The organism is Desulfarculaceae bacterium (assembly GCA_020444545.1).
GTDB lineage: Bacteria > Desulfobacterota > Desulfarculia > Desulfarculales > Desulfarculaceae > Desulfoferula.
On the sequence record JAHLKT010000001.1, the window covers coordinates 555,370 to 581,077 of the forward strand.

Annotated in this window: 23 protein-coding genes and 1 riboswitch; of the genes, 15 read left to right on the forward strand and 8 right to left on the reverse strand. The window is 66.8% G+C overall.

Going from position 1 to position 25,708, the window contains the following annotated elements:
- Positions 1-43: 43 nt before the first annotated feature.
- Positions 44-214, reverse strand: coding sequence for a hypothetical protein (locus KQH53_02595; protein MCB2225539.1), 171 nt, complete (start codon positions 212-214; stop codon positions 44-46).
- A 73-nt stretch (positions 215-287) separates the two neighbouring features.
- The gene (gene ribB, locus KQH53_02600) at positions 288-932 is read right to left on the reverse strand and encodes a 3,4-dihydroxy-2-butanone-4-phosphate synthase (protein MCB2225540.1); all 645 of its coding nucleotides are present in this window, start codon (positions 930-932) and stop codon (positions 288-290) included.
- 121 nt (positions 933-1,053) lie between these two features.
- Positions 1,054-1,205, reverse strand: a riboswitch (FMN riboswitch).
- A 131-nt stretch (positions 1,206-1,336) separates the two neighbouring features.
- On the opposite strand from ribB, the gene KQH53_02605 reads away from it, so the two are divergent.
- A complete protein-coding gene (locus KQH53_02605; GenBank protein ID MCB2225541.1) occupies positions 1,337-2,257 on the forward strand; it encodes an MBL fold metallo-hydrolase in 921 nt (306 codons plus the stop codon).
- 37 nt (positions 2,258-2,294) lie between these two features.
- Positions 2,295-3,233 carry a YitT family protein gene (locus tag KQH53_02610; protein MCB2225542.1) on the forward strand — a complete coding sequence of 313 codons (939 nt, stop codon included), beginning with the start codon at positions 2,295-2,297 and terminating at the stop codon, positions 3,231-3,233.
- Positions 3,234-3,309: 76 nt separating this feature from the next.
- Here KQH53_02610 and dnaK read toward each other — a convergent pair whose 3' ends face one another.
- Positions 3,310-5,232, reverse strand: a complete 1,923-nt coding sequence (dnaK, locus tag KQH53_02615; protein MCB2225543.1) for a molecular chaperone DnaK — start codon at positions 5,230-5,232, stop codon at positions 3,310-3,312.
- A gap of 369 nt (positions 5,233-5,601) precedes the next feature.
- On the opposite strand from dnaK, the gene KQH53_02620 reads away from it, so the two are divergent.
- Complete coding sequence (locus tag KQH53_02620; GenBank protein ID MCB2225544.1) at positions 5,602-6,000, forward strand: Hsp20/alpha crystallin family protein; 399 nt, start codon at positions 5,602-5,604, stop codon at positions 5,998-6,000.
- 54 nt (positions 6,001-6,054) lie between these two features.
- Positions 6,055-8,607, forward strand: a complete 2,553-nt coding sequence (gene lon / locus KQH53_02625) for an endopeptidase La (protein MCB2225545.1) — start codon at positions 6,055-6,057, stop codon at positions 8,605-8,607.
- Positions 8,608-8,961: 354 nt separating this feature from the next.
- Here the strand turns inward: lon and KQH53_02630 are convergent, their stop codons facing one another.
- Entirely contained in the window at positions 8,962-9,174 is a 213-nt protein-coding gene (locus KQH53_02630) for a dodecin family protein (protein ID MCB2225546.1), read from the reverse strand.
- Positions 9,175-9,356: 182 nt separating this feature from the next.
- Between KQH53_02630 and KQH53_02635 the strand changes: the two genes are divergently transcribed.
- The gene (locus KQH53_02635) at positions 9,357-10,211 is read left to right on the forward strand and encodes a PHP domain-containing protein (protein MCB2225547.1); all 855 of its coding nucleotides are present in this window, start codon (positions 9,357-9,359) and stop codon (positions 10,209-10,211) included.
- Positions 10,212-10,458: 247 nt separating this feature from the next.
- On the opposite strand, the gene KQH53_02640 is transcribed toward KQH53_02635, so the two are convergent.
- A complete protein-coding gene (locus KQH53_02640) occupies positions 10,459-10,863 on the reverse strand; it encodes a hypothetical protein (protein MCB2225548.1) in 405 nt (134 codons plus the stop codon).
- A 145-nt stretch (positions 10,864-11,008) separates the two neighbouring features.
- Here KQH53_02640 and KQH53_02645 point away from each other — a divergent pair, with 145 nt between their 5' ends.
- The 5 genes from KQH53_02645 (at position 11,009) to KQH53_02665 (ending at position 15,975) form a co-directional block, all read left to right on the forward strand.
- The gene (locus tag KQH53_02645) at positions 11,009-11,794 is read left to right on the forward strand and encodes a ribonuclease Z (protein MCB2225549.1); all 786 of its coding nucleotides are present in this window, start codon (positions 11,009-11,011) and stop codon (positions 11,792-11,794) included.
- A 318-nt stretch (positions 11,795-12,112) separates the two neighbouring features.
- A complete protein-coding gene (locus tag KQH53_02650) occupies positions 12,113-12,604 on the forward strand; it encodes a universal stress protein (GenBank protein ID MCB2225550.1) in 492 nt (163 codons plus the stop codon).
- A gap of 217 nt (positions 12,605-12,821) precedes the next feature.
- Entirely contained in the window at positions 12,822-13,901 is a 1,080-nt protein-coding gene (locus tag KQH53_02655) for a TRAP transporter substrate-binding protein (protein ID MCB2225551.1), read from the forward strand.
- Between the two features lie 103 nt (positions 13,902-14,004).
- Entirely contained in the window at positions 14,005-14,667 is a 663-nt protein-coding gene (locus KQH53_02660) for a TRAP transporter small permease (protein MCB2225552.1), read from the forward strand.
- A 9-nt stretch (positions 14,668-14,676) separates the two neighbouring features.
- Complete coding sequence (locus KQH53_02665; protein ID MCB2225553.1) at positions 14,677-15,975, forward strand: TRAP transporter large permease; 1,299 nt, start codon at positions 14,677-14,679, stop codon at positions 15,973-15,975.
- 397 nt (positions 15,976-16,372) lie between these two features.
- On the opposite strand, the gene KQH53_02670 is transcribed toward KQH53_02665, so the two are convergent.
- Positions 16,373-17,986, reverse strand: coding sequence for a LysM peptidoglycan-binding domain-containing protein (locus KQH53_02670; protein ID MCB2225554.1), 1,614 nt, complete (start codon positions 17,984-17,986; stop codon positions 16,373-16,375).
- 229 nt (positions 17,987-18,215) lie between these two features.
- On the opposite strand from KQH53_02670, the gene KQH53_02675 reads away from it, so the two are divergent.
- The 5 genes from KQH53_02675 to KQH53_02695 all read left to right on the forward strand — a co-directional run bounded on the left by KQH53_02675 (position 18,216) and on the right by KQH53_02695 (position 23,952).
- Positions 18,216-19,538 carry a thioredoxin family protein gene (locus tag KQH53_02675; protein ID MCB2225555.1) on the forward strand — a complete coding sequence of 441 codons (1,323 nt, stop codon included), beginning with the start codon at positions 18,216-18,218 and terminating at the stop codon, positions 19,536-19,538.
- Between the two features lie 258 nt (positions 19,539-19,796).
- Positions 19,797-21,563, forward strand: a complete 1,767-nt coding sequence (locus KQH53_02680) for an amidohydrolase family protein (GenBank protein MCB2225556.1) — start codon at positions 19,797-19,799, stop codon at positions 21,561-21,563.
- Entirely contained in the window at positions 21,560-22,774 is a 1,215-nt protein-coding gene (locus tag KQH53_02685) for a metallophosphoesterase (protein MCB2225557.1), read from the forward strand. The genes KQH53_02680 and KQH53_02685 overlap by 4 nt, the downstream gene beginning before the upstream one ends.
- Before the next feature lie 78 nt (positions 22,775-22,852).
- Positions 22,853-23,500, forward strand: coding sequence for a protein-L-isoaspartate(D-aspartate) O-methyltransferase (locus tag KQH53_02690; protein MCB2225558.1), 648 nt, complete (start codon positions 22,853-22,855; stop codon positions 23,498-23,500).
- The gene (locus KQH53_02695) at positions 23,494-23,952 is read left to right on the forward strand and encodes a TIGR00725 family protein (GenBank protein MCB2225559.1); all 459 of its coding nucleotides are present in this window, start codon (positions 23,494-23,496) and stop codon (positions 23,950-23,952) included. The genes KQH53_02690 and KQH53_02695 overlap by 7 nt, the downstream gene beginning before the upstream one ends.
- A gap of 649 nt (positions 23,953-24,601) precedes the next feature.
- On the opposite strand, the gene ruvA is transcribed toward KQH53_02695, so the two are convergent.
- On the reverse strand, positions 24,602-25,195 hold the full coding sequence (gene ruvA, locus KQH53_02700) for a Holliday junction branch migration protein RuvA (protein ID MCB2225560.1): 594 nt from the start codon (positions 25,193-25,195) through the stop codon (positions 24,602-24,604).
- Positions 25,192-25,704 carry a crossover junction endodeoxyribonuclease RuvC gene (gene ruvC, locus KQH53_02705; protein ID MCB2225561.1) on the reverse strand — a complete coding sequence of 171 codons (513 nt, stop codon included), beginning with the start codon at positions 25,702-25,704 and terminating at the stop codon, positions 25,192-25,194. The genes ruvA and ruvC overlap by 4 nt, the downstream gene beginning before the upstream one ends.
- Positions 25,705-25,708: the final 4 nt, after the last annotated feature.

The following is a 25,708-nucleotide window of genomic DNA, read 5'->3' on the forward strand; positions in this document are numbered from 1 at the left end:
GGCGGAGATTGTACCCCATGGCCCCGGCGGACTAAAGCGCGCCTTAGGACAGGCCCAGGCAGGTTACCAGATAGTCCGGCGCGAAACGCTTCACGCGGCGAAGCAGCTTGGCCAGGGCCCCGGCGAACTGCCCCGCGAAGATTTGGCGCACCTGGGCGATGGCCTCGCGGTCGATGGCCCGAAGGTCGTTGTAGATGCGCCGGATGCGGAACACGCGGCCTCCTTGCCTGCCTTAATCGGGAGTCATTTCCCTAGAGCCCAATTTTATCACGCCGCCCCGGCCCCTGTTAGCAGGCCGCGCCCGCCCGGTAGGCCGCCAGGTCTTCCACGGTGAGCACCGGGTAGCCGTTCTCCTGGGCAAACTCCACGATGCGGGGCAAACGGGCCATGGAGCCGTCGGGGTTGGTCAGCTCGCAGAGCACCCCATAGGGCTTTAGCCCGGCCAGGCGCATGAGGTCCACCGTGGCCTCGGTGTGGCCCCGCCGCTCCAAGACCCCGCCGTCGCGCGATTGCAAGGGGAAGACGTGGCCCGGGCGGTTGAGATCGCTCGGCCCGGCCTGATCGGCGATGGCCGCCCGCACCGTGGTCAGGCGGTCCTGGGCCGAAACCCCGGTGGTCACACCCCGGGCCGCCTCGATGGACACGGTGAAGGCGGTCTGATAGCGGCTGGAGTTGGTGGGGGCCATGGGGGGCAGCTCCAGGCTGTGCACCTTGTCCGAGGGCAGGCACAGACACACGATGCCGCTGCACTCGCGGATCAGGGCGGCCATCTGATCCTTGGTCAGCGACTGAGCCGCGAAGATGAGATCCCCCTCGTTCTCCCGGTCCTGGTCGTCGGTGACCAGCACCCCCTTCCCAGCGCGCACCGCCGCCAAGGCCCGATTGACCCGCTCCAAGGGACCGCCGAATTGCTCCAATAATGCTTCGCCCATGATAATGCTCCCGCGCCTGTTACGCGTTTAGGGGTTATGGGCGGGGGAGACAGAGTAGGCACGCACGCGCTACCGGGCGCACCACTGACGGGCGGCCAGGCATCGCGGGGGATGCTGACTGTCTTATCCTCTCTCATCCGGACTGTCACCGTCGGCTCTGGCCTCTCACCAGATCTGCTGACCCCCTTTGCAAGCAAAGGGGCGCTCGCGGGCTCCCCGGCCTTTGGCCGGGATACCGCCGGTGGGGAATTGCACCCCGCCCCGAGAATAAGCTGATATTGGTCTAGCCCTCCCGGGGCCGTGTGTCAAGGACGGAGGGGATCGCCGGGCCGCCACCTGGCTTGCCAGCTCGGCCGGGCTGTGGAATATTGGCCGGGAACCCGCCACGCCCCAGGGAGCGCCCCATGGCCAACTTCATAGAACCCCGCCAGCTCGCCGACCGCCTGTGGCACCTGGGCAGCCACCACCTGCCCGTGTTTCTCATGGGCAGCGGCGAGGAGCGCGCCCTGTACGAGGTCGGCATCGGGGTCACCGCGCCCCTGATCCTGGCCCAGCTGGAGGCCCTGGGCGTGGCCCGCGAGGAGGTGGCCTGGCTTATCCTGAGCCACGCCCACTCCGACCACTCGGCAGGGGCGGGCGACCTCTTGGCCGCCCTGCCCCGCGCCCGCCTGGTGCTCACCCCCATCGCCCGCGACCTACTCAGCCGGGCCAGCACCCTGGGCCGCTTCAGCCAGGACAACCAGTTCTCCAGCCAAGCGGTGGCCCGCCGGGAGGGCCTGGCCGATCGAGCGCAATGGCCGCCCATGACCCCGCCGCCGGGGGAGCGGCTATGCCTGATGGAGCCGGGCCAGAGCCTGGCCCTGGAAGGCGAAACGGTGGAATTCATGGGCGCGGCGGGGCACGTTCCCGGCGGGCTCACCTGTTGGCTGCATGGCGCGGGGGCGGTGCTGGCCTCGGACTCGGCGGGCTTCCGCCATCCCGGCCGCCACGGCTTCCCCTTGTACTTCGTGTCCTACGGCCGCTACCAGGACAACCTGGCCGCCCTGGCCGCCCGCGAGCCCCAGGTGCTGGGCCTGGGCCACCAGGGGGCCCTGCGCGGGCCCCAGGCGCGGGAGTACCTGGCCGGGGCCGCCGAGCATTTGGCCGGGTTTCACCAGGAGGTCTGCACCCGTTTCCAAGGCGGCCAGGCGCCCGAGCAGATCAGCGCCTGGGCCTTTGAGCACTTCTACCGCGACGAGCTATGCATCTACACCCCCAGCAACATCGCCTATTGCTGCGATTTGCTGGTAAAACGCTCCTTGCAGCACGAAAACCTGCTTCCCTAGGGGTTGGCAACTCGCCATGTCCTGTTAGACTGCGGCCATGAGCCAAAACGAGCCCCAAAACACCGGCGAGTGCGCCCCCCCGCCCGGCGAGCCGCCCATCCAGCCGCCCCCCCGGCCCACCAGCCTGAGCCCGGCGGGCCGCGCGCTGCTCAACTTGGCCCTGATGCTCGGGGGCAACCTCTGCGCCGCGGTGGCGGTCAATGGCATCCTGGTGCCCCACGGCCTCTTGTCCGGCGGCTTCACCGGCATGGCCATCCTGCTGCACTATCTGCCGCCCCATATGCCGGTGGCCCTGTGGTACGCCCTGCTCAACATCCCCATCTTCATCCTGGGCTGGCGCTTGGTGGGCCGCCGCTTCTTCTGGTGGTCCCTGGCGGGCATGGCCATCCTCAGCCTGACCATCGAGCTGGTAAAGGTGCCCATGCTGCTGGAGGACCCGGTGGCCGCCGCGCTGTTGGCGGGCATCCTCTTTGGCGGGGGCACCGGCCTGGTGCTGCGCTCCCAGGGCTCGGCCGGAGGCCTGGACATCCTCTCGGTGATCCTGATGCAGCGCTTTTCCCTGCGCCTGGGCACCACCCTGTTGGGGGCCAACGTCATCGTGCTGGGCTTGGGGGTGCTCTTGTTCCCCTTGGTCAAGGTGATCTACACCCTGATGGTGCTCTTCGTGGCCGCGCGGGTGACCAACCTGGTGTTCACCGGCCTGAGCCAGCGCAAGGTGGTCACCATCATCAGCCACCACTGGCAAGAGATTGCCGACGCCCTGGTCAAGCAGGGCGGCTCCTCCGGAGCCACCCTCATCCAGGCCCGGGGGGCCTTCCGGGGGCTGGACGAGCCCATGATCTACACCGTGGTCAACCTCAGGGAGTTGGGGCGGCTCAAGGCGGTGGTGTCCTCGGTGGACCCGGACGCCTTCGTGGTGGTCAGCGACACCCTGGAGGTAACCGGCCAGCGCATAGGCCGGGCCACTCACTGGTAGAAGGCCGCCTCGCTAAAGCACGAAAAAGCCGGCCCCCTCGCGGGAGCCGGCTTTTGTTTTGGTTGTATGCCGGAGCTTACTTCTCGGTGAACTCCGCGTCCACCACGTCGTCGTCCGGGGGAGCCTGGCCGCCGCCGGGCTGGCCACCAGGCTGACCGCCGGGCTGACCACCAGGCTCGCCGCCGGGCTGCTGCTGGCTCTGGTACAGGCTCTGGGCCATGGCGTGGGAGGCGTTTTGCAGGTTCTCGAAGGCGGCCTCCATCTGGGCCCGGTCGTCGCTCTCCAGGGCCTTCTTGGCCTCGGCAATGGAGGCCTCCATGGTGCTCTTGGTGCCTTCGTCCAGCTTGTCCTCGTTCTCCTTCATGAGCTTCTCGGTCTGGTAGATCAAGCTGTCCAGCTTGTTCTTGGCCTCCACCGCCTGGCGCCGCTCCTTGTCCTCGTTGGCGAAGCGCTTGGCGTCGGTGACCATCTGGTCGATCTCGCCCTCTTCCAGGCCGCTGCTGGCCTTGATCTCGATGGACTGCTCCTTGCCGGTGGCCATGTCCTTGGCGCTCACGTTGACCATGCCGTTGGCGTCGATGTCAAAGGTGACCTCGATCTGGGGCACGCCGCGCGGGGCCGGGGGCAGGCCGGTGAGCTGGAAGTTGCCCAGGGTGCGGTTGTCCTTGGCGAACTCGCGCTCGCCCTGGAGCACGTGAATGTCCACCGCCGGCTGGTTGTCCGCCGCCGTGGAGAAGGTCTCGGACTTGCGGGTGGGGATGGTGGTGTTGCGCTCGATGAGCTTGGTCATCACCCCGCCCAGGGTCTCGATGCCTAGGCTCAGCGGAGTCACGTCCAGAAGCAGCACGTCGTTGACCTCGCCGCCCAGGACGCCGCCCTGGATGGCCGCGCCGACGGCCACCACCTCGTCGGGGTTCACGCCCTTGTGAGGCTCCTTGCCGAAGAACTCCTTGACCATCTCCTGGACCTTGGGGATGCGGGTGGAGCCGCCCACCAGGACCACCTCGTCCACCGCGTTGGGGGCCAGGCCCGCGTCGCTCAGGGCCGCCTTGCAGGGGCCCAGGGTGCGCTGCAGCTCGGCGTCCACCAGGGACTCGAACTTGCTGCGGCTCAGCTTCACGTTCAGGTGCTTGGGGCCGGACGCGTCGGCGGTGATGAAGGGCAGGTTGATGTCGGTCTCCACCGCGCTGGACAGCTCCATCTTGGCCTTTTCGGCGGCCTCCTTGAGGCGCTGCATGGCCATGGGGTCGCCGGAGAGGTCCACGCCGGAGTCCTTCTTGAACTCATCCACCAGCCAGTCGATGATCTTCTGGTCCAGGTTGTCGCCGCCCAGGTGGGTGTCGCCGTTGGTGGCCTTAACCTCCACCACGCCGTCGCCGACCTCCAGGACGGAGATGTCGAAGGTGCCGCCGCCAAAGTCGAACACCGCGATGGTCTCGTTGGTCTTCTTGTCCAGGCCGTAGGCCAGGGCCGCGGCGGTGGGCTCGTTGATGATGCGCTTTACCTCCAGGCCCGCGATCTTGCCCGCGTCCTTGGTGGCCTGGCGCTGGGAGTCGTTGAAGTAGGCCGGCACGGTGATGACCGCGGCGTCGACCTTCTGGCCCAGGTAGTCCTCGGCCGCCTTCTTGAGCTTGCCCAGGATCATGGCGCTGACCTCGGGGGGGCTGTACTCCTTGCCCTGCGCCTCGATCTTCACCTGATCCTGACCGGTGTCCACCACCTTGTAGGGCACCTGCTTGATCTCCTCGGCTACCTCGGAGAAGCGGCGTCCCATGAAGCGCTTGATGCTGTAGATGGTGTTGGTGGGGTTGGTGACCGCCTGACGCTTGGCCGAGGCGCCGACCAGGCGCTCGCCCTTGTCGGTGAAAGCCACCACGCTGGGGGTGGTGCGGTTGCCTTCCTCGTTGGTGATAACCTTGGCCTCGCCGCCCTCCATGACCGCCACAACACTGTTGGTGGTGCCCAGGTCAATACCGATAATTTTCTCGTTTGCCGCCATGGTTAAAATGTCCTCCTAATGGATATCTTTAGCCGCCCGGCAGGCCGGGCTGAATCTTTGCCGTATTTTCAAGATGCTGGCCCGTTCGGGCCCATCGTTTCTCATGTCTTCACGTAAGTTAAGTACGCCTGGACCATAGTCAAGGGTTTCGGGTGGATAATTCTCTTTCTTGCCAAGGCCGCTTTGGCCAACCCCGAGCGGACACGGGGCTTTTTCCCGGCCCATGTCCGGGGAATTCCGGCTAAAAGAGTCTTTTATAGGGCCTTTGGGTTTGCTTATCATGTAACCATGCTTATGTTATGAGCGATTCGGCAACTTATCCGGCGGGCTAAGGGCCCTCCGGCAAGCCCAACGAGGAGACAGACAGCCATGTCCCGAGATTTCCCCCTGCCCGGCGGCGCGCTGGGCGTGCGTATGCGGCGGCTCCTGGATTCCCTGGAGCGCCCCGAGAGCGGCGGCGGCGAGGGCGGCTGGGCTCCGGCGGTGGACATCGTGGAAACCCCCGAGGCGGTGGTCATCGTGGCCGAGCTGGCCGGGGTTAGCCGTTCCAGCATCAAGGTGATGGTGGACGGCGAGGTGGTCAGGCTCTACGGCCGCCGCGAGCCCACGGTGCAGGCGGGCATGGCCCAATACCACCGCATGGAGATCGAGAGCGGCGACTTCGTGCGCTCTTTCCGGGTCACGGTGCCTTTTGCCGCCGACCAGGTGAGCGCGGCCATGTCCGACGGCCTGTTGAAAGTGATATTGCCCAAACCGGGCCGGGGCTAGGCGAGGGACGAGGGAACCGGGCTGTTTCGCAAATATGAAGGCGAGCGAAAAATCATGATCGAAAATCTGCTGCTACCCGAAGACGCAGTCAGCGTGAGCATAGGCGAGGGTCTCGACGGCATCGAGCCCATGACCCGGCCAAGGGCCACCCTGCCCCCTGAGCTGCCCCTGCTGGCGGTCAAGGACATGAGCATGTTCCCGCGCATGGTGCTGCCCATGCTCATCTCCGACCCCCGCCACCAGAAGCTGGTGGACCAGGTGCTGGGCGGCGACAAACTGGTGGGCCTGGTGGCCTTGAAGGGCGAGGTCGCCCCCGAGGACGTGAAGGGCATGTCCGATCTGGGGGACATCGGGGTGGCCGCCCTGATCCTGCAAATGGCCAAGAGCGAGGACGGCGGCCTGCGCCTGGTGGCCCAGGGCCTGAGCCGCTTCCGGCTGCTGGAGATCACCCAGGTGGAGCCCTATCTCAAGGGCCGGGTGCAGGTGGTGAACGACATCACCTCCGACGACCTGGAGTCCAAGGCCCTGGTGAACAACCTGCGCTCCCTGTTCCGGCGGGTGCTCCAGCTGGCCCCCCATCTGCCCGACGAGCTCAACTCCCTGGTGGCCAGCGTGGACGACCCCGGCTCCCTGTGCGACATGGTGGCCAGCGCCATGAACCTGAGCCCCGAGGAGCGCCAGAGCATCGTGGAGGCCCTGGAGGTCAAGGAGCGCCTGCGCCGGGTGACCGCGCTGCTCAACCGCGAGATTCAGGTGCTGGAGCTGGGCAGCAAGATTCAGGAGCAGGTCAAGGAGGGCCTGGACAAGACCCAGCGCGAGTATTACCTGCGCCAGCAGCTCAAGGCCATCAAGGAGGAGTTGGGCGAGGAGGAGGCCGGCGACAGCGAGACCGACGACCTGCGCGAGCGCCTGGCCAAAAAGGCCCTGCCCGAGCAGGTGCGCACCGAGGCCGAGCGCGAGCTCAAGCGCCTGGAGGCCATGCACTCCTCCAGCGCCGAGTACCACGTGATCACCACCTACCTGGACTGGATTCTAAACCTGCCCTGGGAGGAGGAGACCGAGGATCACCTGGACATCAAGCAGGCCCGGGACATCCTGAACAAGGACCACTACGACCTGGACAAGGTGAAGCGGCGCATTCTGGAGTATCTGGCGGTGCGCAAGCTCAACCCGGCCATGAAGGGCCCCATCCTGTGCTTCGTGGGCCCTCCCGGCGTGGGCAAGACCTCCCTGGGCCGCTCCATCGCCCGGGCCCTGGGGCGCAACTTCCAGCGCATCTCCCTGGGCGGGGTGCGCGACGAGGCCGAGATTCGCGGCCACCGGCGCACCTACGTGGGGGCCATGCCCGGCCGCATCGTGCAGAGCCTCAGGCGCGCGGGCAGCATGAACCCGGTGTTCATGCTGGACGAGGTGGACAAGGTGGGCGCCGACTTCCGGGGCGACCCGTCCTCGGCTCTGCTCGAGGTCCTGGACCCGGAGCAGAACTTCAGCTTCAGCGACCATTACCTGGACCTGCCCTTTGACCTGTCCAAGGTGATGTTCATAACCACGGCCAACGTGCTGGACACCATCCCCGCGCCCCTTCGGGACCGCATGGAGATCATCGAGCTGCCCGGCTACATCGCCGAGGACAAGCTAAAGATCGCCAAGCGCTACCTGGTGCCCCGCCAGCGGAGCGAGCACGGCCTGAGCGCCAAGCAGCTCACCATCAGCGACGCGGCCCTCCGCCTGCTGATCACCGGCTACACCCGCGAGGCGGGCCTCAGAAACCTGGAGCGCGAGATCGGCTCCCTGTGTCGCTGGGCGGCCCGGGCCGTGGCCGAGGGCGAAAAAAAGCAGGTGAAGATCGGCAAGGACGACGTGGCCGAGATCCTGGGGCCGCAGCGCATCGTGCCCGACACCGCGCTGCGCACCGCCGTCCCCGGCGTGGCCACCGGCCTGGCCTGGACCCCCACCGGCGGCGACATCCTCTTTGTGGAGGCCAGCCGGATGCCGGGCAAGGGCGCCTTGAACCTCACCGGCCAGCTGGGCGACGTGATGAAGGAGTCGGCCCAGGCGGCGGTGACCTACCTCCGGGCCAATGCCAATGCCTGCGGCCTGGAAAACGGCTTCGCGGCCGACACCGACATCCACGTGCACGTGCCGGCCGGGGCCATCCCCAAGGACGGCCCCAGCGCGGGGGTCACCTTGTTCGCGGCCCTGCTGAGCCTGTTCTCCAAGCGCCCGGTGCGCTCGAACCTGGCCATGACCGGCGAGATCACCCTTCGGGGCATGGTGCTGCCCGTCGGGGGCATCAAGGAGAAGGTGCTGGCCGCCCACCGCGCGGGCATCAAGACCGTCATCCTGCCCGCGGCCAACGAGCGCGACCTGGTGGAGGTGCCGGACAACGTGAAGAAGAAGATGAGCTTCAAGTTCGCCGAGCGCATGGACCAGGTGGCCGACTGGGCCCTGGAGCCCCTCAAGGGCCCCAAGAAGGCCAAGCCCAAGGCCGCGCCCAAGGCGGGCCCCAAAAAGGCCAAGGCGAATAAGGCCAAAAAGGCGGCCAAGACCAAGGCGGCCGGTATGCCCGCCAACGAGCGCAAGGCGGCGCGCAACAACAAGAGCTAGCCGCCGCGCCTACCAACAGACGCCAACACGCCCCCCGGCCGCAAAGGCCGGGGGGTTTTGTTTCGGCTTGGCCGGGGAGGTTTGGGCCCTGGGCGGGACAGGCCACCGGATTTCAGAAAGGCTGGCCGGCAACCGCCACGCGCGGGCCGATGGCGTGGAATCAAGGGGCAGCAGTTAATAAGGAATAAGCCTGCAAGCCAGTACCGGCACAGCCAGCCGCCGGTAGACAAGGCTGCTGGCGAACGAGGGCCGCAGGCGTAGCTGGAGTGCTACGTCGAGGCCCGAGCGCGGCCAGCAGCGCAGTATAACGGTGTCTGGCGCAGCCGGACGGCCTGCCTTGCGGAAATTCGCGGGCTAGGACTCCAGCACGAAGATCACTTCCATGCGCACCCGGTACTCCATCACCTTGCCTTCGAGCAAGGAGATGTTCTGCTCCAGGACCTTGAAGCCGGTGATGCCTCTGAGGGTGGCGCTGGCGCGGGAAATGCCCACGGTGATGGCGTCTTCAAAGCTGGTGGGGCTGCCGGCGATAATCTCGGTGACCCGGGCGACTCTTTTCTCTCCCATGACTCTCCTCCTACTTGGGGCCCAAAAAGGCTTGCGGCGGCTCACGGGTGATTGGCCACGATGACCTGCTGGATTTTCGATGCTGATGGCTTCAGCCTAACACGCTGGAATAAATGCAAACAAGAGGCTTGCTCTGGAACGGGGCGCGGCCCGGCTTGCCTCCGGGCGGCCGGAGGTTTAGCTTGGAACCTATGGACCTGATCGACCTGCACACCCATTCCTCGGCCAGCGACGGGACCCTATCGCCCGCCGCCCTGGCCGACGAGGCCGCCAAAGCCGGGCTGGCCGCCGTGGCGCTCACCGACCACGACAGCGTGGACGGCCTGCCCGAGTTCCTCAGCGCGGCCGCCTCCGGCGGGCCGGAACTGGTGCCCGGGGTGGAGATAAGCGCGCAGCGCCCCGGCGGAGGGCCCATGCATCTGGTGGGCCTGTGGGTGGACCCCCACGACCCGGGCCTACGGGACGGCCTGGCCTGGATGCAACGCGCCCGGGCCGAGCGCAACCCCAAGATCGCGGCCAAGCTCCAGGAACTGGGCCTGCCGGTGAGCCTGGAGGAGGTGGCGGCCCGGGCCGAGGGCCAGGTGGGGCGGCCCCATTTCGCCCAAGTGCTGGTGGACAAGGGCCTGGTGAGCAACGTGCCCGAGGCTTTTGCCCGCTATCTCAGGCGCGGGGCCCCGGCCTACGTGGGCAAGGAGCGCATGAGCCCGGAGCAGGCCCTGAAGATGATCCGGGGGGCGGGCGGCCTGCCCATCCTGGCCCACCCCGGCCTGCTGGATATGCAGCCCGCCGTACTGGAGGCCCTGCTCAAAAAGCTCAAGGGCCAGGGCCTGGCCGGGATCGAGGCCTACTACTCCCAGCACGACTCGGCCCAGCAGCGGTGCTATCTGAACCTGGCCGCCCGCCTGGGCCTGGCGGTGAGCGGGGGCAGCGACTTCCACGGGGCCAGCAAGCCCGACATCCGCCTGGGCACCGGCCTGGGCACCCTGCGCATTCCGGTCTCGGTCCTGGCCGCGCTGAAGAAGCTCCTGCCTAACTAAAGCTCAGCTGCCTTTTAACGAACAGAGCCCCGGCACAGTCAAAAGGGGCAAAACGAGACGGCCCGAGGCTTGGGCCGCCGTTGGGTTGACGCTCTGGCGCCTCTCGAAACCAATCAACCGACTGGCACAGCCAGGCGGCGGCAGGCAAGGCGCGGGCAAGCGACAGCCGGAGGCGTAGGTGGACCTACGTCGAGGCTGGAGCGCCGCCCGCAACGCCGCATCCCGCCGTCTGGCGAAGCCGGCCGGTCTATTTTTTCCAGTTGAATACGATCTTGGTAATGAACAGGGGATCGGTGCTCTGGTCCTGCAAGGAGCCGTCTATGGGGTTCTTGGTCTTGTAGGCGATCATGTCGGTGTAGCAGATGCCCATCTGGCCGGTGACCTTGAACTGCTTGCCCTTGACGGTCTGGATGATCACATGCTCGCCCGCGTCCTCCAGGGTCAGGCTCTTGACGTCGGTCATGGGCACCCCGTCCTCGGAGTCCTCATATACAAAGGGATACTTGGGCAGCAGTTTCTCGAAGCGCTCCACCACGATCTTTTGGCCCTGGTTGTCGATCATGTAGCCGCTGGGCGCGGGGGGAGAGGCGGCCAGGGCCAGGGCGGCCGGGAGCAGCAAGATCAGGCACAGGCAGATGACAAGGCGTTTCATGGGTCCATTTCCTCCGCTCCGGGGTGTTCGGCCGTTAGACCCATTCTAACCAAAGCGCGCCGCCCGGGGCCAGCCCTCCCGCGTCTTGCGCCAGGCGGTCCGCTTGCCTAGGATGGGGGCAGGCCATTTTAACAAGGGAGGGCACATGCTCCTGACCGTGTTGGGATCGGGCACCTGTGAGCTCAGGCCCGAGCGCTCCAGCCCGGCCTACCTGGTGCAGGCCGGGGAGGCCGCGCTCATGCTGGACCTGGGGCAAGGAGCCTGGCGGCGGCTCATGGAGCTGGGCCACGACCCGGCCAAGCTGAGCGGGGTGATCGTCAGCCATCCCCACATCGACCATCTGGCCGATTTGCTGCCTCTGTTGTTCGCCCTCAAGTACGACCCGCGCCTGAGCACGCATGCCCGTCTGAGCCTCCTGGCCCACCGGGGGGTGGGCGAGATGCTGGCCGGCCTTGGAACGGTGTTCGGGGCCTGGCTGGAGCCCGCCGACCCGCCGCTGCGCCGTCATTGGCTGGAGCCGGGCCAGGGCCTGGAGCTGGCCGGGGTGCATATAACCACCGCCGGGGCGGCGCACCACGCCCACAGCCTGGCCTGGCGCCTGGAAGCAAACGGGGCGTCCCTGGTCTATCTGGGCGACAGCGAAGCCAGCGGGGAGCTGGCCCAGTTCGCCTCGGGGGCCGGGCTTTTGATCTGCCACTGCGCGGGCAACGACGACGCGCCCAAGGAGGGGCACCTGCACCCCGCGGGCTGCGGCCGCCTGGCCGCCCGGGCCGGGGTGGGCGGGCTCTTGCTCAGCCACTTCTATGCCGAGGTGGACCCGGACGCGGCGCTTGCCTCGGTCCGGGAGCACTTCGCCGGGCCGGTCTGGGCCGCCCGCGACGGCATGATCCTGAGCCTGCAAAGCGGTTCACCAACCGAGACGCTTCCCTAGGAATCAGCCGGTGCTTTTGGCTTGACACCCGGTCAGCGGCTTTGATAGCTTCGTTTCGTAGCTGAATTATAGCTACATCGGTCCTTTTTCCCATAAGACACGCGCTTGATTCGGAGGTGGTCCGTGTCCCTTCCCTGCCCGGTCGGCTGTGCGCGCGCCAGGCGCGGGGGTGGGTTTCGGGCAGTTCGCGCCGTTGCGTCCTGGGGCGGCCCTTCCAATCGTTTTCAAGGGTTTAAACCGCGCGGGGCTTGCATTTCAAGGGCCTTAAAGGGCAGTATTGAATAGCTCACTTGGCAATAGACAATTCAGAGGGTGACCATGAAAAGCAAGGTCCTCATTCCCGTGGACACCGCCCGCAATTCCATCACCGCCGAGGAATACGCCATCAAGTTGAACTGGCGCATGCCCTTGGCGGTGACGCTTTTGAACGTGCTCAACACCAAGCGGTTGCAGCAGCACGGCATCAGCCCTGACGACCAGGAACGCATCAAGAACGGCATGAAAAAACGGGCCGAGGCGGTGCTGACCGCGGCGGCCGAGCCGTTCAAAAAGGCCGACGTGGAGTACGAGACCAGGCTCGAGGAGGGACCGCCGGCCGCGGTCATCTGCCGGGTGGCCGAAGAGGGCGGCTTCGACATGGTGATTCTGCCCCAGAGCGGCTTCAGCGAGCTGGAAGAGATACTGGGAGGCAGCGTGGTGCACAACGTGCTCTGGAAGTGCAGCACGCCGGTTCTCCTGGTCAAGCACAGCGAGCAACAGCTCGAGGCCCAGCGCAACAAGCTGGCCGAGAGCGAGCTTCTGCCCCGCTAGGCCCCCGGGCCCGGCGGAGCGACATTTTCGGAAATCTCGAAGTCCCCCCGGGCGGGGACGCCCCGGAAAGGAGGTTCGGACACACATCGGTGGGCGACGGCGCCGCCGCCTTCCCAGGCGGAGGGCGGGCCGGGGGGTTAGGAGCCCCGGATAGCAGGAGCCGGCTTCGGGAACTCACAAAGGGTTGTATAGACTCGTCAAGCGAAAGGGAGGGGTTATGCGTTTTTCTCGTCTGCTTTTGGTAGTGGTGGTGGCCCTGGCGGCCGTCGCCCTGTTGGCCCCGGTGGCCATGGCCAAGAAGCCTTCTTTGGATAAGTGGAAACCGGCCTTCGATTATTCGGGGGCCAAGTATAAGATCAAGGTCTCCAACGTCAGCCACCCGGCCATCAAGGGCGTGTACGCCGGCTTCGCCATCCGCGACGCCCTGTGGAAGGCCACCAACGGCCAGATCTACTTCGAGTATCTGCCCTTCAGCATGTTGGGCGGCGAGGTGGAGGTCTTGAACCAGCTGCAGATGGGCGCCATCCAGGGCATGGCCGTGTCCTCGGTGGCCTCCACCAACCTGGGGCCCCGCATGGGCCTGGTCAACCTGCCCTTCCTGGTCAACTCCTATGAGAAGTTGGACAAGTTCGTTGCCAACAAGAAGCTGTTCCAGCATTTCCTGGACGGCATGGAGCACCAGGGCATCATGGGCCTGGACGTGACCGCCTATGGCCGCTACGGCTGGGCCACCACCATCCCGGTGAAGAACATCGCCGACGCCAAGAAGGTGAAGTTCCGCATCGCCGAGGCGGCGGTCAACAAGATGCTCTACAAGGCCTGGGGCTTCAACCCCGTGGTCATGCCCTGGCCCGACGTGCCCACCGCCCTGAAGCAGGGCGTGATCACCGGTCTGGACCACACCTTGATCGTGAGCTACCTGACCCGCAAGTTCGAGGTTGCCAAGAACTTTACCCCGGTGAACTACGCCCAGGGCCTGTTCATCTGGATCTTCAACAAGGCCTGGTTCAAGAAGCTGCCCGCCGACTTGCAGGCGACCTTCAAGAAGGTGGTCAACGAGCAGTGCGCCATCTACCGCAACGAGTGCAAGGCGCAGGAGGCCGCGGCCAAGAAGGGCGCCATCGAGAAGTCCGGCGTGAAGTTCTGGGAGCTGTCCGCCAAGGACCACCAGATCCTGCTCGACCAGGGCAACGTGGTGCACATGCAGTTCGCCAAGGAAATCGGCCCGCAGTACCTGGGCCAAGTCCAGAAGTTCCTGGGCTACAAGACCACCCGAGGCATGGGCGCCAAGAACTAACCACCAGCCACTCATCCCCGGGCCGGGGGCTCCTGCCCCCGGCCCGGCCGCTGATCCGACCGCTAGCGGCGCATACCTGGCGCCGTAAAAGGGAACCGCATCCATGGCACAAGGGCGGACATATGTTTTCGGCTGGGTGGCCTTTGCCTTCATAGTGGCCGCGGCCGTTTTGGGTTATACCACCTTGCATCTCAAGGGCCTCACGTGGGGAGCCATCGCCACCTGGGGCTTTTTCATGCTCATCGCCGCCTTCACCGGGCAATGGAGCCGATTTCTTAAATTCCAGGACCAGGGCCTGAGCTTCTTCGAAGAGTGGACCCTTTACCTGGCGGTGATGGTGGGCCTGATCTCGCTGTTCATCAACGTTATCCTTCGTTACGTCTTTTCCTATTCCCTGTCCTGGTCCGAGGAGCTGATCCGGGAGATCATCATCCTCACCACCTTCGTGGGCCTGGCCCCGGCAATCAAGAACCGCTCCATGATCACCATCGACGCGTTGGTGCAGCTGGTTCCCCGGCTGCGCACTCCGCTCACCTACTTCAGCCACCTGTCGGTGCTCACCTTCGCGGTGCTCATCACCAAGCTGGGCATCGACATGGCTCTCATGCAGGAGCGCACCTTCCAAAAGACGATCATCCTGGAGATTCCCCTGGTGTTCGTCTACCTCATCCTCCCCTTGATGGGGGTGACCATGGGAGTGCGCACCATCCAGGTCCTCTGGTGGGACTACCAAGAGGGCCGGGCCAAGCAGGAAACCGAGAGCTAGGGGGCGGGCATGGAGACTAGCTACGCAATAATCATCCTGGTGCTCCTGGGGGCCATGGCCGCCACGGTCCCCGTGTTCCTCTGCCTTTTCTTCACCGCGGTGATCGGCTTCGTGGCCTTCACCGACCTGCCGCTTCTGGTGCTGGCCCAGAGCCTCTTGCGCTCCATGGACAAGTTCGCCTTGGTGGTGGTGCTGTTCTTCATCCTATGCGGCAACATCATGACCAGCGGCTCCATCGTGGACAAGCTCATCCGCTTCGCCAACGTGGTGGTGGGCTGGCTGCCGGGCGGCCTGGCCATGGCCGGTATTTTGGCCTGCGGCCTGTTCGGGGCCATCAGCGGCAGCACCGTGGCCACGGTGGTGGCTATCGGCGGGTTCATGATCCCCGCTCTGATCGACAACAAGTACAACATGCGCTTTTCCGTGGGCGTAATGACCTCGGCCCCCAACCTGGGGGTCATCATCCCGCCCTCCATCGCCATGATCCTCTACTCCATGATCAGCGCGGTTAGCCTTGAGGGCCTGTTCCTCACCGGCTTCGTGCCCGGAGTGCTCATCATGGCCGGCATGTGCGCCTACTCCTACGTGTGGGCGGTGCGCAACCCCGGCTTCGTCCGGGCGCCCAAACCCACCTGGGCAGACGGCTGGCGTGCCTTCAAGGAGGGCTTCTGGTCCCTGATGCTGCCGGTGATCATCTTCGGCGGCATCTTCTCCGGGGCCTTCACCGCCAACGAAGCGGCGGTGGTGGCCTGCGTCTACGCCTTCATCGTGGAGCTGTTCATCCACAAGGACATGAAGTTCTCCACGGTCAAGAAGGTCATGGTCAACTCGGCGGTCACCAGCGCCACCCTGTTGATCATCGTGGCCGGGGCCACCTGCTTCGGCCGCTACCTGACCATGGAGGCCATACCCGCCAAGATCTCCGAGGCGGTGGTGAGCTCCATCTCTCAGCCCTGGATCTTCCTCCTGGCCATGAACGTCCTGTTGCTGATCATCGGCATGTTCATGGACATCATCAGCGCGACCTTGATCCTGGGCCCCATCTTCCTGCCCATGCTGGACTCCTACGGCATCAACGCGGTGCACTTCGGCCTCTTGATGACCGTAAACCTGGCCATCGGATACTGCACACCACCCCTTGGGGTGAGCTTGTACATAACCGGGGCCTTGGTGAACAAAGATTTGGTCTACGTTTCCCGGGCCGTGTTGCCCTGGATCGCCATCCAGATCACGGTGCTGTTGATAATGACCTATTTACCCGACACCGTGCTCTGGCTGCCCAGGCTCATGGGCTGGAACGTGGATTAAAATCCCGCCAAACCAAACCCGCTAGACAGCGCGCCCGCCGGAGAACCGGCGGGCGCGCTCTTTTGAGCATAAGAAGTTTGCAAAAACGAGAAGGCCAGGGCCGCCTGTTTCGGCCCGGGCGGCAAGCCGCGCCGTGCGAGGATGGGGCGGGCCTCCAGCACATCCTCGCGGAAGAGCCAATAGCCTGTCCGGGGTGAGCCTGGCTGCTCAAGGCGGAGGCTATCGCGCGGCTGACTTAACCCGAGCCAGGCCCTCTGTGCCCGAAGGCCGCCCCCGGATGAGCGGCCGCCGGCCCCAGGCCCCATGCGCCTCCACGAAAAAGCCGCCCCCCGGAGGGAGCGGCTCTTGTTGGCTCGATTGCTCGGGAGCGGCCCGGAGGCCCCGCCCCGCCGGCGGCCTAGGAGCCTCCGCCTTTGACCATGAGCTTATCGCCCGGGGTGATGGCGCTGGAGCGCAGGTTGTTCCAGCGCTTGAGCTGGCGGGTGCTCACGCCGTAGCGGCGGCCGATGCTCCAGAGGTTGTCGCCCCGCTTGACGATGTAGAACTGGGCGCTGGTGGTGGGCTTGGTGTCCACCTTGCCCTCGGCCTTGTTGCTGGGCACATAAAGCACCAGCTTCTGGCCCACGGCCAGGCGGGAGCTGTTCTTGCCGTTCCAGCGCAGGATGTCGCGCCAGTTGAGGTTGTAGGAGCGGGCGATGTGCCACATGGTGTCGCCCCGCCGCACCCGGTGGGTGATCTTGTGGGAGCCCTTGGGGCTGGTGGCCAGGCGCCGGGTGGAGCTGCTGCTCTTGCGGGAGCGGGCATAGGCCGCGGCCCCGCCCTTGGGCGGCACCACCACCTTCTGGCCGATGCGCAGGCGGCGCGGGTTCAGGCGGGGGTTCATGGCCATGAGGTCGTTCAAACGCACCCCGTGCACCTTGGCGATGCGCCCCAGGGTGTCGCCCCGGTGCACCCGCACGGTGACCGCCCCCACCCGGGCCTGGCGCTCGGGCACGGGCAGCTTGGCGTAGGCCACCTCGAAGCTGGCCTTACGGCCTTGGGGGATGCGCAGGGCGTATTTGCCGCCGGTGGGGGGCACGGCCCAGCGCCTGAGCTCGGGGTTCAGGTTGTTTAGCTGACGGCTGGAGATGCCGGCCAGCTTGGCCGCCACGCCCAAGGAGGTGCCGGGATGCACCTCCACTACGTCAAAGGCCATGGGCGCCTCGTAGACGATGTTGGTGAAGCCGTACTTATCGGGCTCCTTGGCGATGATGGCCGCGGCGATCATCTTGGGCACGTACTGGCGGGTCTCGCGCTTGAGGTAGTAGCGGCGGCCCTGGCTGATGGACCAGAAGTTGTCCGCCTTGTAGCGCTTGAGCGCCCGGCGGACCTTGCCCTCCCCGGAGTTGTAGGCCGCGGCGGCCAGATACCAGGAGCCGAACTCGTCGTGCAGGTCCTTCAAGTAGCGGGCCGCGGCGTGGGTGGACTTCACCGGGTCGCGGCGCTCATCCACCCAGTAGTTGATGGTAAGCCCATAGCGGCGGCCCGTGCCCCGGATGAACTGCCAGGGCCCCACCGCGTGGGCCCGGGAGTAGGCCTGGCAGGAGAAGCCGCTCTCGATGAGCGCCAGGTACACCAGATCCTCGGGCATACCGTGCTCTTTGAGAATGCCGCGCATCATGGGCAGATAGCGCCCCGAGCGCGACAGCCAAATCTTGAAGCGCTTGGGAATCCGGGTCTGGAAGTACTCGATAAAGTACTCAACCCGGGAGTTGATCACGATGGGAATGTCGTAGGAGACCTCTTCCGGCTGGTCCGCCTCGGCCGGCTTTTTGGTCTCGGTCACCACCTCTTTTTCGCCCAGCTCCCGGAGCTCGTGGGCCACCTTGGCCGAGATCTCCTCCTGGGGGGGCTTAAGAGGTTTTACGGTGAGTACCTGGGGCTGGGGAGCCTGGCTGGTGGTGGTGTTGGAAGCACAACCAGCCGCGGCCAAGGCCAGGCAAGCGAGTACTAGGATTGGTTTTAAATTCATACATCCATCCGCCGGGGTACGGAAACACCCGTCCCATGGGCATTTTGGCTAAGATAGCAGAGCGGGCTGAAGCTGTAAAGTGTCTGGTTATATAAATGCTTGCGGGTCAAAGCCCTTTCAAGGGAGGGGCATTAAGGGTTTGACCCCACGGGGAGCCTCGGGTAGATTTTCTAGGCGCGCTAGGGGGTTTGAAACCCACCCCAAACCTTGGGAGACGCTCTACTTCGTCATGCCAACAAAAACCGCCTCTTGGAGCCTGGGCCCGGCCCTGGCCGCTTTCGTGTGCCTTGTCCCCGGCCTGGCCCTGGCCGCCGTCCCGGCCGGAGCCGCCGACCCCTTCAGCGGCCAGAGCCTCTGGTGGACCCTGGCCCTGGTGTTCATCGGGGGCCTGGGCCTCAACCTCACCCCCTGCGTCTACCCCCTGATACCCATCACCGTGGGCTATTTCGGCGGCCGCTCCAGCGGCAAGAAGGCGGTGGTGGCCGACGCCCTGGCCTACTGGCTGGGCATGACCGTCATGTACGCCGCCCTGGGCAGCCTGGTGGCCTTGGGAGGCTCCTTCTTGGGCCAGGCGCTCAGCCATCCGGCGGTGATCATCTTCCTGGCGGCGGTGCTCTTGGCCATGGCCGCCAGCATGTTCGGGCTCTGGGAGTTCCGGCTGCCCGCCTCGCTGAACAAGGTGGCCGCGGCCAACCGCAGCGGGGTTTTGGGGGCCTTTCTCATGGGCCTGACCTTGGGCCTGTTGGCCGCGCCCTGCGTGGGGCCCTTCGTTGTGGGGCTCATGGCCCACGTGGCCAAGGCGGGCTCGGTGGGCTACGGCCTGCTGGTGTTTTTCATCCTGGCCGCCGGCCTGGGCCTGCCCCTGGCGGTGCTGGCCGGTTTCTCGGGCTCCATCTCCCGCCTGCCCGGGGCGGGCGACTGGATGCTATGGGTGCGCAAATTCTTCGGCCTCATCCTGGTGGTGATGGCCGTCAACGTGGCCGCGCCCCTCTTGGGAGACGCGGCCGCCCGCTGGCTGACCATCCTCGCCGGGGTGGTGGGCGGCATCTATCTGGGTTTCGTGGAAAAAAGCGGAAAGGGCACATTCGTGAGCTTCAAGAAAGTAGCCGGTCTGATCATCCTGGTGGCCGCCGCCAGCTTCTGGTGGTTCCTCTCGCCCAGCGGCGGACCGGACAAGACCGAGTGGGTGCACTACACGCCCCAGGTGCTGAGCGAGGCCCAGGCCCAGAAGAAGCCGGTGGCCGTGTTCTTCACCGCCGACTGGTGCAACCCCTGCAGGAAGCTCAAGGCCGAGACCCTGCCCGACCCCGAGGTGCAGACCCTTTTGGCCAACTTCCTGCCGGTCAAGGTGGACGTGACCAGCGACCCCGGCCCCGAGGCCCAGAACTACATGCGCCAGATGCGGGTGCGCGGGGTGCCCACCATGCTCTTTTTGGACGCGCAGGGCAACGAGATCGGCGAGAGCCGTTTGGTGGGCTTCCAGCCGCCCTCGCGCTTCATCCCCTTGCTGAAAATGGCCACGGCCCGAGCCAAAATGAGCGGAGCGCAGTAGCCCACATCCTTCCCGGAGGGTGCGCGGCAGGGACAACTAAGACAAGATCAGGGGGGCTTTGAACATGGCCACACCGTTGTCAGAAGACCATTTGCCCCAAGGCCCGGCACAGCCAGGCGCCGGCAGACAAGGCGTCTGGCAAGCGAGGGCCGCGGGCGTAGCTGAAGCTACGTCGAGGCCCGAGCGCGGCCAGCAACACAGTATGCCGGGGGTTGGCGCAGCCGGACGCGCGCCCTTCGGAAAGGATGTGGGCTAAGCATGAGCTTCCACCCGGAGCCCCTGGACGTTGCCGCGGTTGGCCGCCTGGTCCGGGTGGCTCTGGGGCAAGAGGCCGCCGACGCGATCATCCGCGACGCGCGGGTGGTGAGCGTATTCGATTACAGCATAAGCGAGCCCCAGGCCGTGGCCCTGGCCGCCGGACGGGTGGCCGCCATGGGCCAGGAGGCCGAGGCCTGGGCCGGGCCGGACACTGAAATCTGCGAGGCCGGGGGGCGCTATCTCATCCCCGGGCTCATCGACGCCCACACCCACCTGGATTCCATCTTCGGCCTGGAGACCTACGCGGACTACGCCCTGGCCTCGGGCAACACCAGCGCCATAAGCGAGATGGCCATGATCGCCGGGGCCTGGGGCCTGGCGGGCTGCCGCGCCTTTTTATCCGCCGCCCAGGCCAGCCCCCAGCGGGTGTTCCTCACCGCGCCGCCCCTGGTGCCGCCCTTCCCGGCCTGGGAGACCAGCGCCGGGCTGGACCGGGCGGGCTTCGATGAAATCCTGGCCCATCCCGCCTGCCTGGGGGTGGGCGAGACCTACTGGCCGGCCATCGTGGACGGCGAAGAGCGGGCCCAGGCCAACTACGCCGCCGCCCTGGCCCTGGGCAAGCGCCTGGAGGGCCACGGGGCCGGGGCGCGGGGGGCCAAGCTGATGGCCTACGCCGCCGCCGGGACCAGCAGTTGCCACGAGGCCATCAGCCCCGAGGACGCGGCCCAGCGCCTGGGCCTGGGCCTGGCGGTGCAGGTGCGCGAGGGCTTCGTGCGCCGCGAGATGGACGAGGTGGTCCCGGCCTTGCGCGACCTGCCCGAATGCGGCCAGGCCATGCTGGTCACGGATTTGGCCGACTTCGACGACCTCATGTCCTGGGGGGCCATGAACCCGCTGTTGGCCAAGGCGGTGGCCCTGGGGGTGGACCCCGCCCGCGCCGTGGCCTGGTGCAGCCTCAACCCGGCGCGCTACTTCGGCCTGGAGCGCCTGGGCGCGGTGGCCCCCGGATGGGTGGCCGATCTGGTGCTGGTGGAGGATTTGGTCGAGTTCCGCGCCAGCCAGGTATGGCTGGAAGGCCGCACGGTGGCCCAAGGCGGCAAGCTGATCCGCTCGGACGAGCCCTTTGCCTATGCCCCCGAGGCGCGGGCCACCATGCGCTGCCCGGCGATCACCCCCGAGGCCTTCCATCTGCCCGCCAGGGGCGAAAGCGCGCTGGCCCGGGTGGTGGAGGTCTCCGGCCCCACCATCACCAAGGAGGGCGAGGCCACCGTGCCGGTGACCGAGGGCAACGCCCGGCCCGACCCGGCGCAAGACATCGTGAAGATCGCCCAAATCAACCGCCAGAGCCCCACGCTGGAGATGGCCGTGGGCCTGGCCCGGGGCTGGGGCCTCCGAGAGGGCGCCCTGGCCAGCAGCGTGATCTGGGACACCACCAACATCTTCGTGGCCGGGGCCTCGGAGATTGACATGGCCGTGGCCGCCGAGGCGGTGCGGGCCATGGGCGGCGGCTGGGCCGTGGCCCAGGGTGGCCGTCTCGTGGCCTCGCTGGCCCTGCCCATCGCGGGGGTCATCTCCCCCGCGCCCCTCGCCGAGATACTCGCGGCGGCCGATTCCTGCCGCGCGGCCCTGGCCGAGCTGGGCTGCCCCCTGCCCCGGCCCTTCCTCACCGCCCAGACCTTTTGCTTCACCGGCCTGCCCTTCCTGCGCCTGACCAACAAGGGCCTGGTGGACATCCGCGCCCGCAAGTTCGTGGAGGTGATCAAATGAGACGCCTGGCGCGCCTCCTGTTGGTTCTGATCGTCGTCCTGTGTTTGGCCGCCCCGGCCTGGGCCCTGGAGGTTGCCGGCAAGGTGCTGGGCCCCAACGGCCAGCCGGTGGCCGGAGCTTTTATCAGTGACGGCGAGCGCATCGTGGCCACCGGGGCGGACGGAGCCTTCCGGTTGAGCAGCAAGCCCGGCCTGGTGGTGGCCCTCACCGCGCCGTCCAAGCTGCGCCCGGCCGGGCGCTGGTGGTGGCCCGCCGAGCAGGCGGCCAAGCTGGGCACCCTGCGCCTGGCGGCCGCGCCGCCCCACGGCGGGGGGCAGTACCGCCTGGCCGTGCTCAGCGACCCCCATCTTTACGTGGCCGCCCTGGAGCCCGGCTGGGCCAAGGGCCTAGTGGACCCCCGCTTGCCTATGCTCACCTGGCAGCGCATCGCCGCCCGTCTGCGAGCCTCCAAGCCCGCCCTGACCCTGATCACCGGCGACATCGCCATGGACGCGGAAAAGGGCTCCGAGGAGCAGGGCCGGGCTTTCATGGAGATGACGGCGCGGGCGGCCAACCTGCTGCCCGGCGACTGGCGGGCCACCCCGGGCAACCACGACGTGCGCTATGAGGGCGGCAAGGTGAGCCTGAAGTTTTGGCGGCAGTACATGGGCCCGGCGCGCAGCGTGACCCGCCTGGGGCCGGTGGCCGTCATCATGCTGGACAACGTGGGCCTGAGCCAGCACCGCGGCGGCAAGCCGCAGAACTGCGGCATCACCGGCCCGGCCGGCCTGGCCTGGCTGAAAGCCGTCCTGGCCCTATTGCCCCCGGACACCCCCCTGGTCATCGCCAGCCACTTCCCCCTGTTCTCTCCCCTGGCCGGGGCCAACCCCCTCTACCCCCGCTCGGTGGTCCAGGCCCCCGGGCCCGAGGGCCTGGCTCTCCGGGACGTGGACCAGTCCACGGTTAAGATTCTGGAGATGCTCAAGGGACGCAACCTGATGGCCCACATCAGCGGGCACCAGCACGCCTGGTTCGACGACACGCTGCTCACCGTGCCCAAACCCATGCACCACATCGGCGCGCCGGCCATCTGCGGCCGCTGGTGGCAAGGAGACATGCGCTACGGCCCGGTCAGCTTCAAGCCCGGCTATTTGGAAGGCTGGCTGGTGGAGCGGCGCGGCCAATGGCGGGTGCAGCTGTCCATGGTGCAGGTGAATATCCCCGCGAAATAACCGCCCGCCGCGCCGCGCACATCCGGGGTGCCCCTCTAGCCTTTGGGCTGCTAAGATAGGCTGCCGGAGGAGAGCAACTTGGCAGCAGTAAACGATTTCGCGGTGCGCCGCCGCCGCATGGTGCAGGACCAGATCGCCGCCCGGGGCATCCGCGACCAGCGCCTCTTGCAGGCTCTGAACGACGTGCCCCGCCATCTGTTCATGGACCAGACCTTGTGGCGGCGGGCCTACGAGGACCACCCCCTGCCCATCGGCCAGGGCCAGACCATAAGCCAGCCCTACATAGTGGCCCTGATGACCGACGCCATGGGCCTCACCGGCAAGGAGAAGGTGCTGGAGATCGGCACCGGCTCCGGGTATCAGACCGCCATCCTGGCCAAGCTGGCCGACTGGGTCTTCAGCATCGAGCGCCTGCAAGAGCTCAGCCGCGCGGCCCAGCGCGTCTTGGAAGAGCTCAAGATCTTCAACGTGAACCTCATCGTGGGCGACGGCACCAAGGGCTGGCCCGAGGAAGGCCCCTACGACGCCATCATCGTCACCGCCGGAGCCCCGGTCACGCCCCGCCCCCTGGTGGAGCAGCTGGTGGACGGCGGACGCCTGCTCATCCCCGTGGGCGAGCGGGGGATGCAGACCCTCATGCGCCTGACCAGGAAGGGCGACAAGGTGGTCACCGAAGACCTGGGCGGCTGCCGCTTCGTGGACTTGATCGGAGAGCACGGATGGTAGAGCAAGAGCGCCTGATCAGCGTCATCGGCGCGGGCGCGCCCACGGCCGAGCAGGAGCAGCACGCCTTCATGGTGGGCGAGCTTTTGGCCGCGCGGGGCTGGGGCGTGGTCTGCGGCGGGCTGGGCGGGGTGATGACCGCCGCGGCCCGGGGCTGCGCCGAGGGAGGCGGGCTCACCGTGGGCATCCTGCCGGGCAGCGACCGCCGCGACGCCAACCCCTGGTGCAAGGTGGTGATCCCCACCGGCCTGGGCCAGGCGCGCAATTTGCTGGTGGTCATGAGCGGCCAGGGCGCCCTCGCCGTGGGCGGCGGGGCGGGAACGCTCAGCGAGATCGGCCACGCCCTGAAGATGGGCCGCCCGGTGGTGGGCCTGGGTTCCTGGCAGGTGGAGGGCATGCACCAGGCCCAGGAGCCCGAGGAGGCGGTGGCCATGATTCTGCGGCTGGTGGGGTGAGCTAAGAGAAGAGGTTGGGGAAAATAGATTTGGTGTAGGGGCGGGGTTTATCCCCGCCTTTTGCTTTTTCCGGGCTCTCTCGGGCGGGGATAAACCCCGCCCCTACATTTCCCCGCTCAAAACAACCTTTGTCATTGGGAGCAACGCACGGTCCCTCTCTGCTGGCCCCGATAGCTTGTCTATCGGGGCCGCGACGCTTTAGCGGCGCGGCAAGAAATCCGGCGGTAGTGGGTCCGGGCGGGAGTGGCCCTGCCGCCAGATTTCTTGTTGCCTCGCATCCGCTCGGCAACCCCGACAGGCCAGCTGTCGGGGCCAGCAGAAAATACAGAAACAGCCGTCATCGCGAGGAGCGGCGGTGGAAGAAGTAGTTATGAAAAAGGCGATGCTCCCGCCGCGAGGTGGCGATCTTCCCTGGTGATCGTCAGGCGCGGGTTCGCAGGAAATTCTTTTTCAAGCCCAGGGGAGACGAGACCAAGGAAGATTGCCACGGCCCGCCGCACGGTGCCTTCTTCCTTCAACAACCTCTTGCGGGCGGCGGCCCTCGCAATGACCCGCTAATCTGAAAAGGCCTCTGTCATTGCGAGGAGCGGCGAACGCCGCGAGGAAGCAATCTCTGCCTGCAAGAAATGGTCGGCTGAAACCCGGCGGCTTATCCCACCACCCGCTTCAGCGCGGCCTTGATGATCTCCTCCAGGCCCGCGCCCTCGCCCGCTTCCTTGAGCGCCTTCTCGACGGCCTTCTTGGCCTTGGCCTCGGGATAGCCCAGGTTCATCAGGGCGCTGGCCGCGTCGTCCAGAAGCGGGGCGGCCTCCTCGGCCGGGGCCTCGCCCTCGCCCGCGCCCTGGGGCAGGCGGCCCTCCAGTTCCACCACCAAACGGGCGGCGGTCTTTTTGCCCACGCCGGGTATGGCGGTGAGCTTGGCCGCGTCCCCGGCCCGGATGGCCGCGAACAGGTCGCCCGGCGGCATGCCGGACAGGATCGCCTGGGCCAGCTTGGGCCCCACTCCGCTCACCCCCACCAGATGCCCGAAGGCCTGCCACTCGGCCTCGGACATGAAGCCGTGCAGATGGATGTGGTCGTCGCGCACCACGGTGTGAATGAGTAGCTGCACGCTGTCGCCGGTGTCGGGCAGGTCGCAGAAGGTGGTCAGGCTCACGAAAACGCGGTAGCCCACCCCGCCGCACTCCACCACCACGTGGTCGGGCCGGCGGGTGATTATGGTCCCGCTCACCGAGGCGATCACTTGAGCTTCTCCAGGGTGGCCGCCAGGCGGCGGCTTTGCAGATGGGTCAGTGCCAGGGCCAGGGCGTCGCTGGCGTCCAGGGGCAGGTCCTTGCCGCCCATGCCCACCAGGCGCTGGGCCATGGCCCGCACCTGCTCCTTGCTGGCGCGGCCGTTGCCCACCAGGGACTTCTTCACCGTGGCCGGGGGGTACTCGTGGATGGAAAGGCCGGCGTTGACCCCGGCCAGGATGGCCACCCCCCGCGCCTGGCCCAGCACCAGGGCGGTGCGGGCGTTCTTGGCGGTGAACACCCCCTCCACCGCCATCTCGGCGGGGCGCAGGGCGGCGATGATGGCGCTGAGCTCGTTGTGGATGATCCCCAGGCGCTGGGGCACCGAAAGCTTGGCCGGGGCGCTTATCACCCCGGCCTTGATCAGCTTGAGCCGCCCGCCCTCGCCGGGAGCCACCACCGCGTAACCGGTGCGCTGGCTGCCGGGGTCCAGCCCCAGCACGGCGGGGGCGGGGGCCATGGGT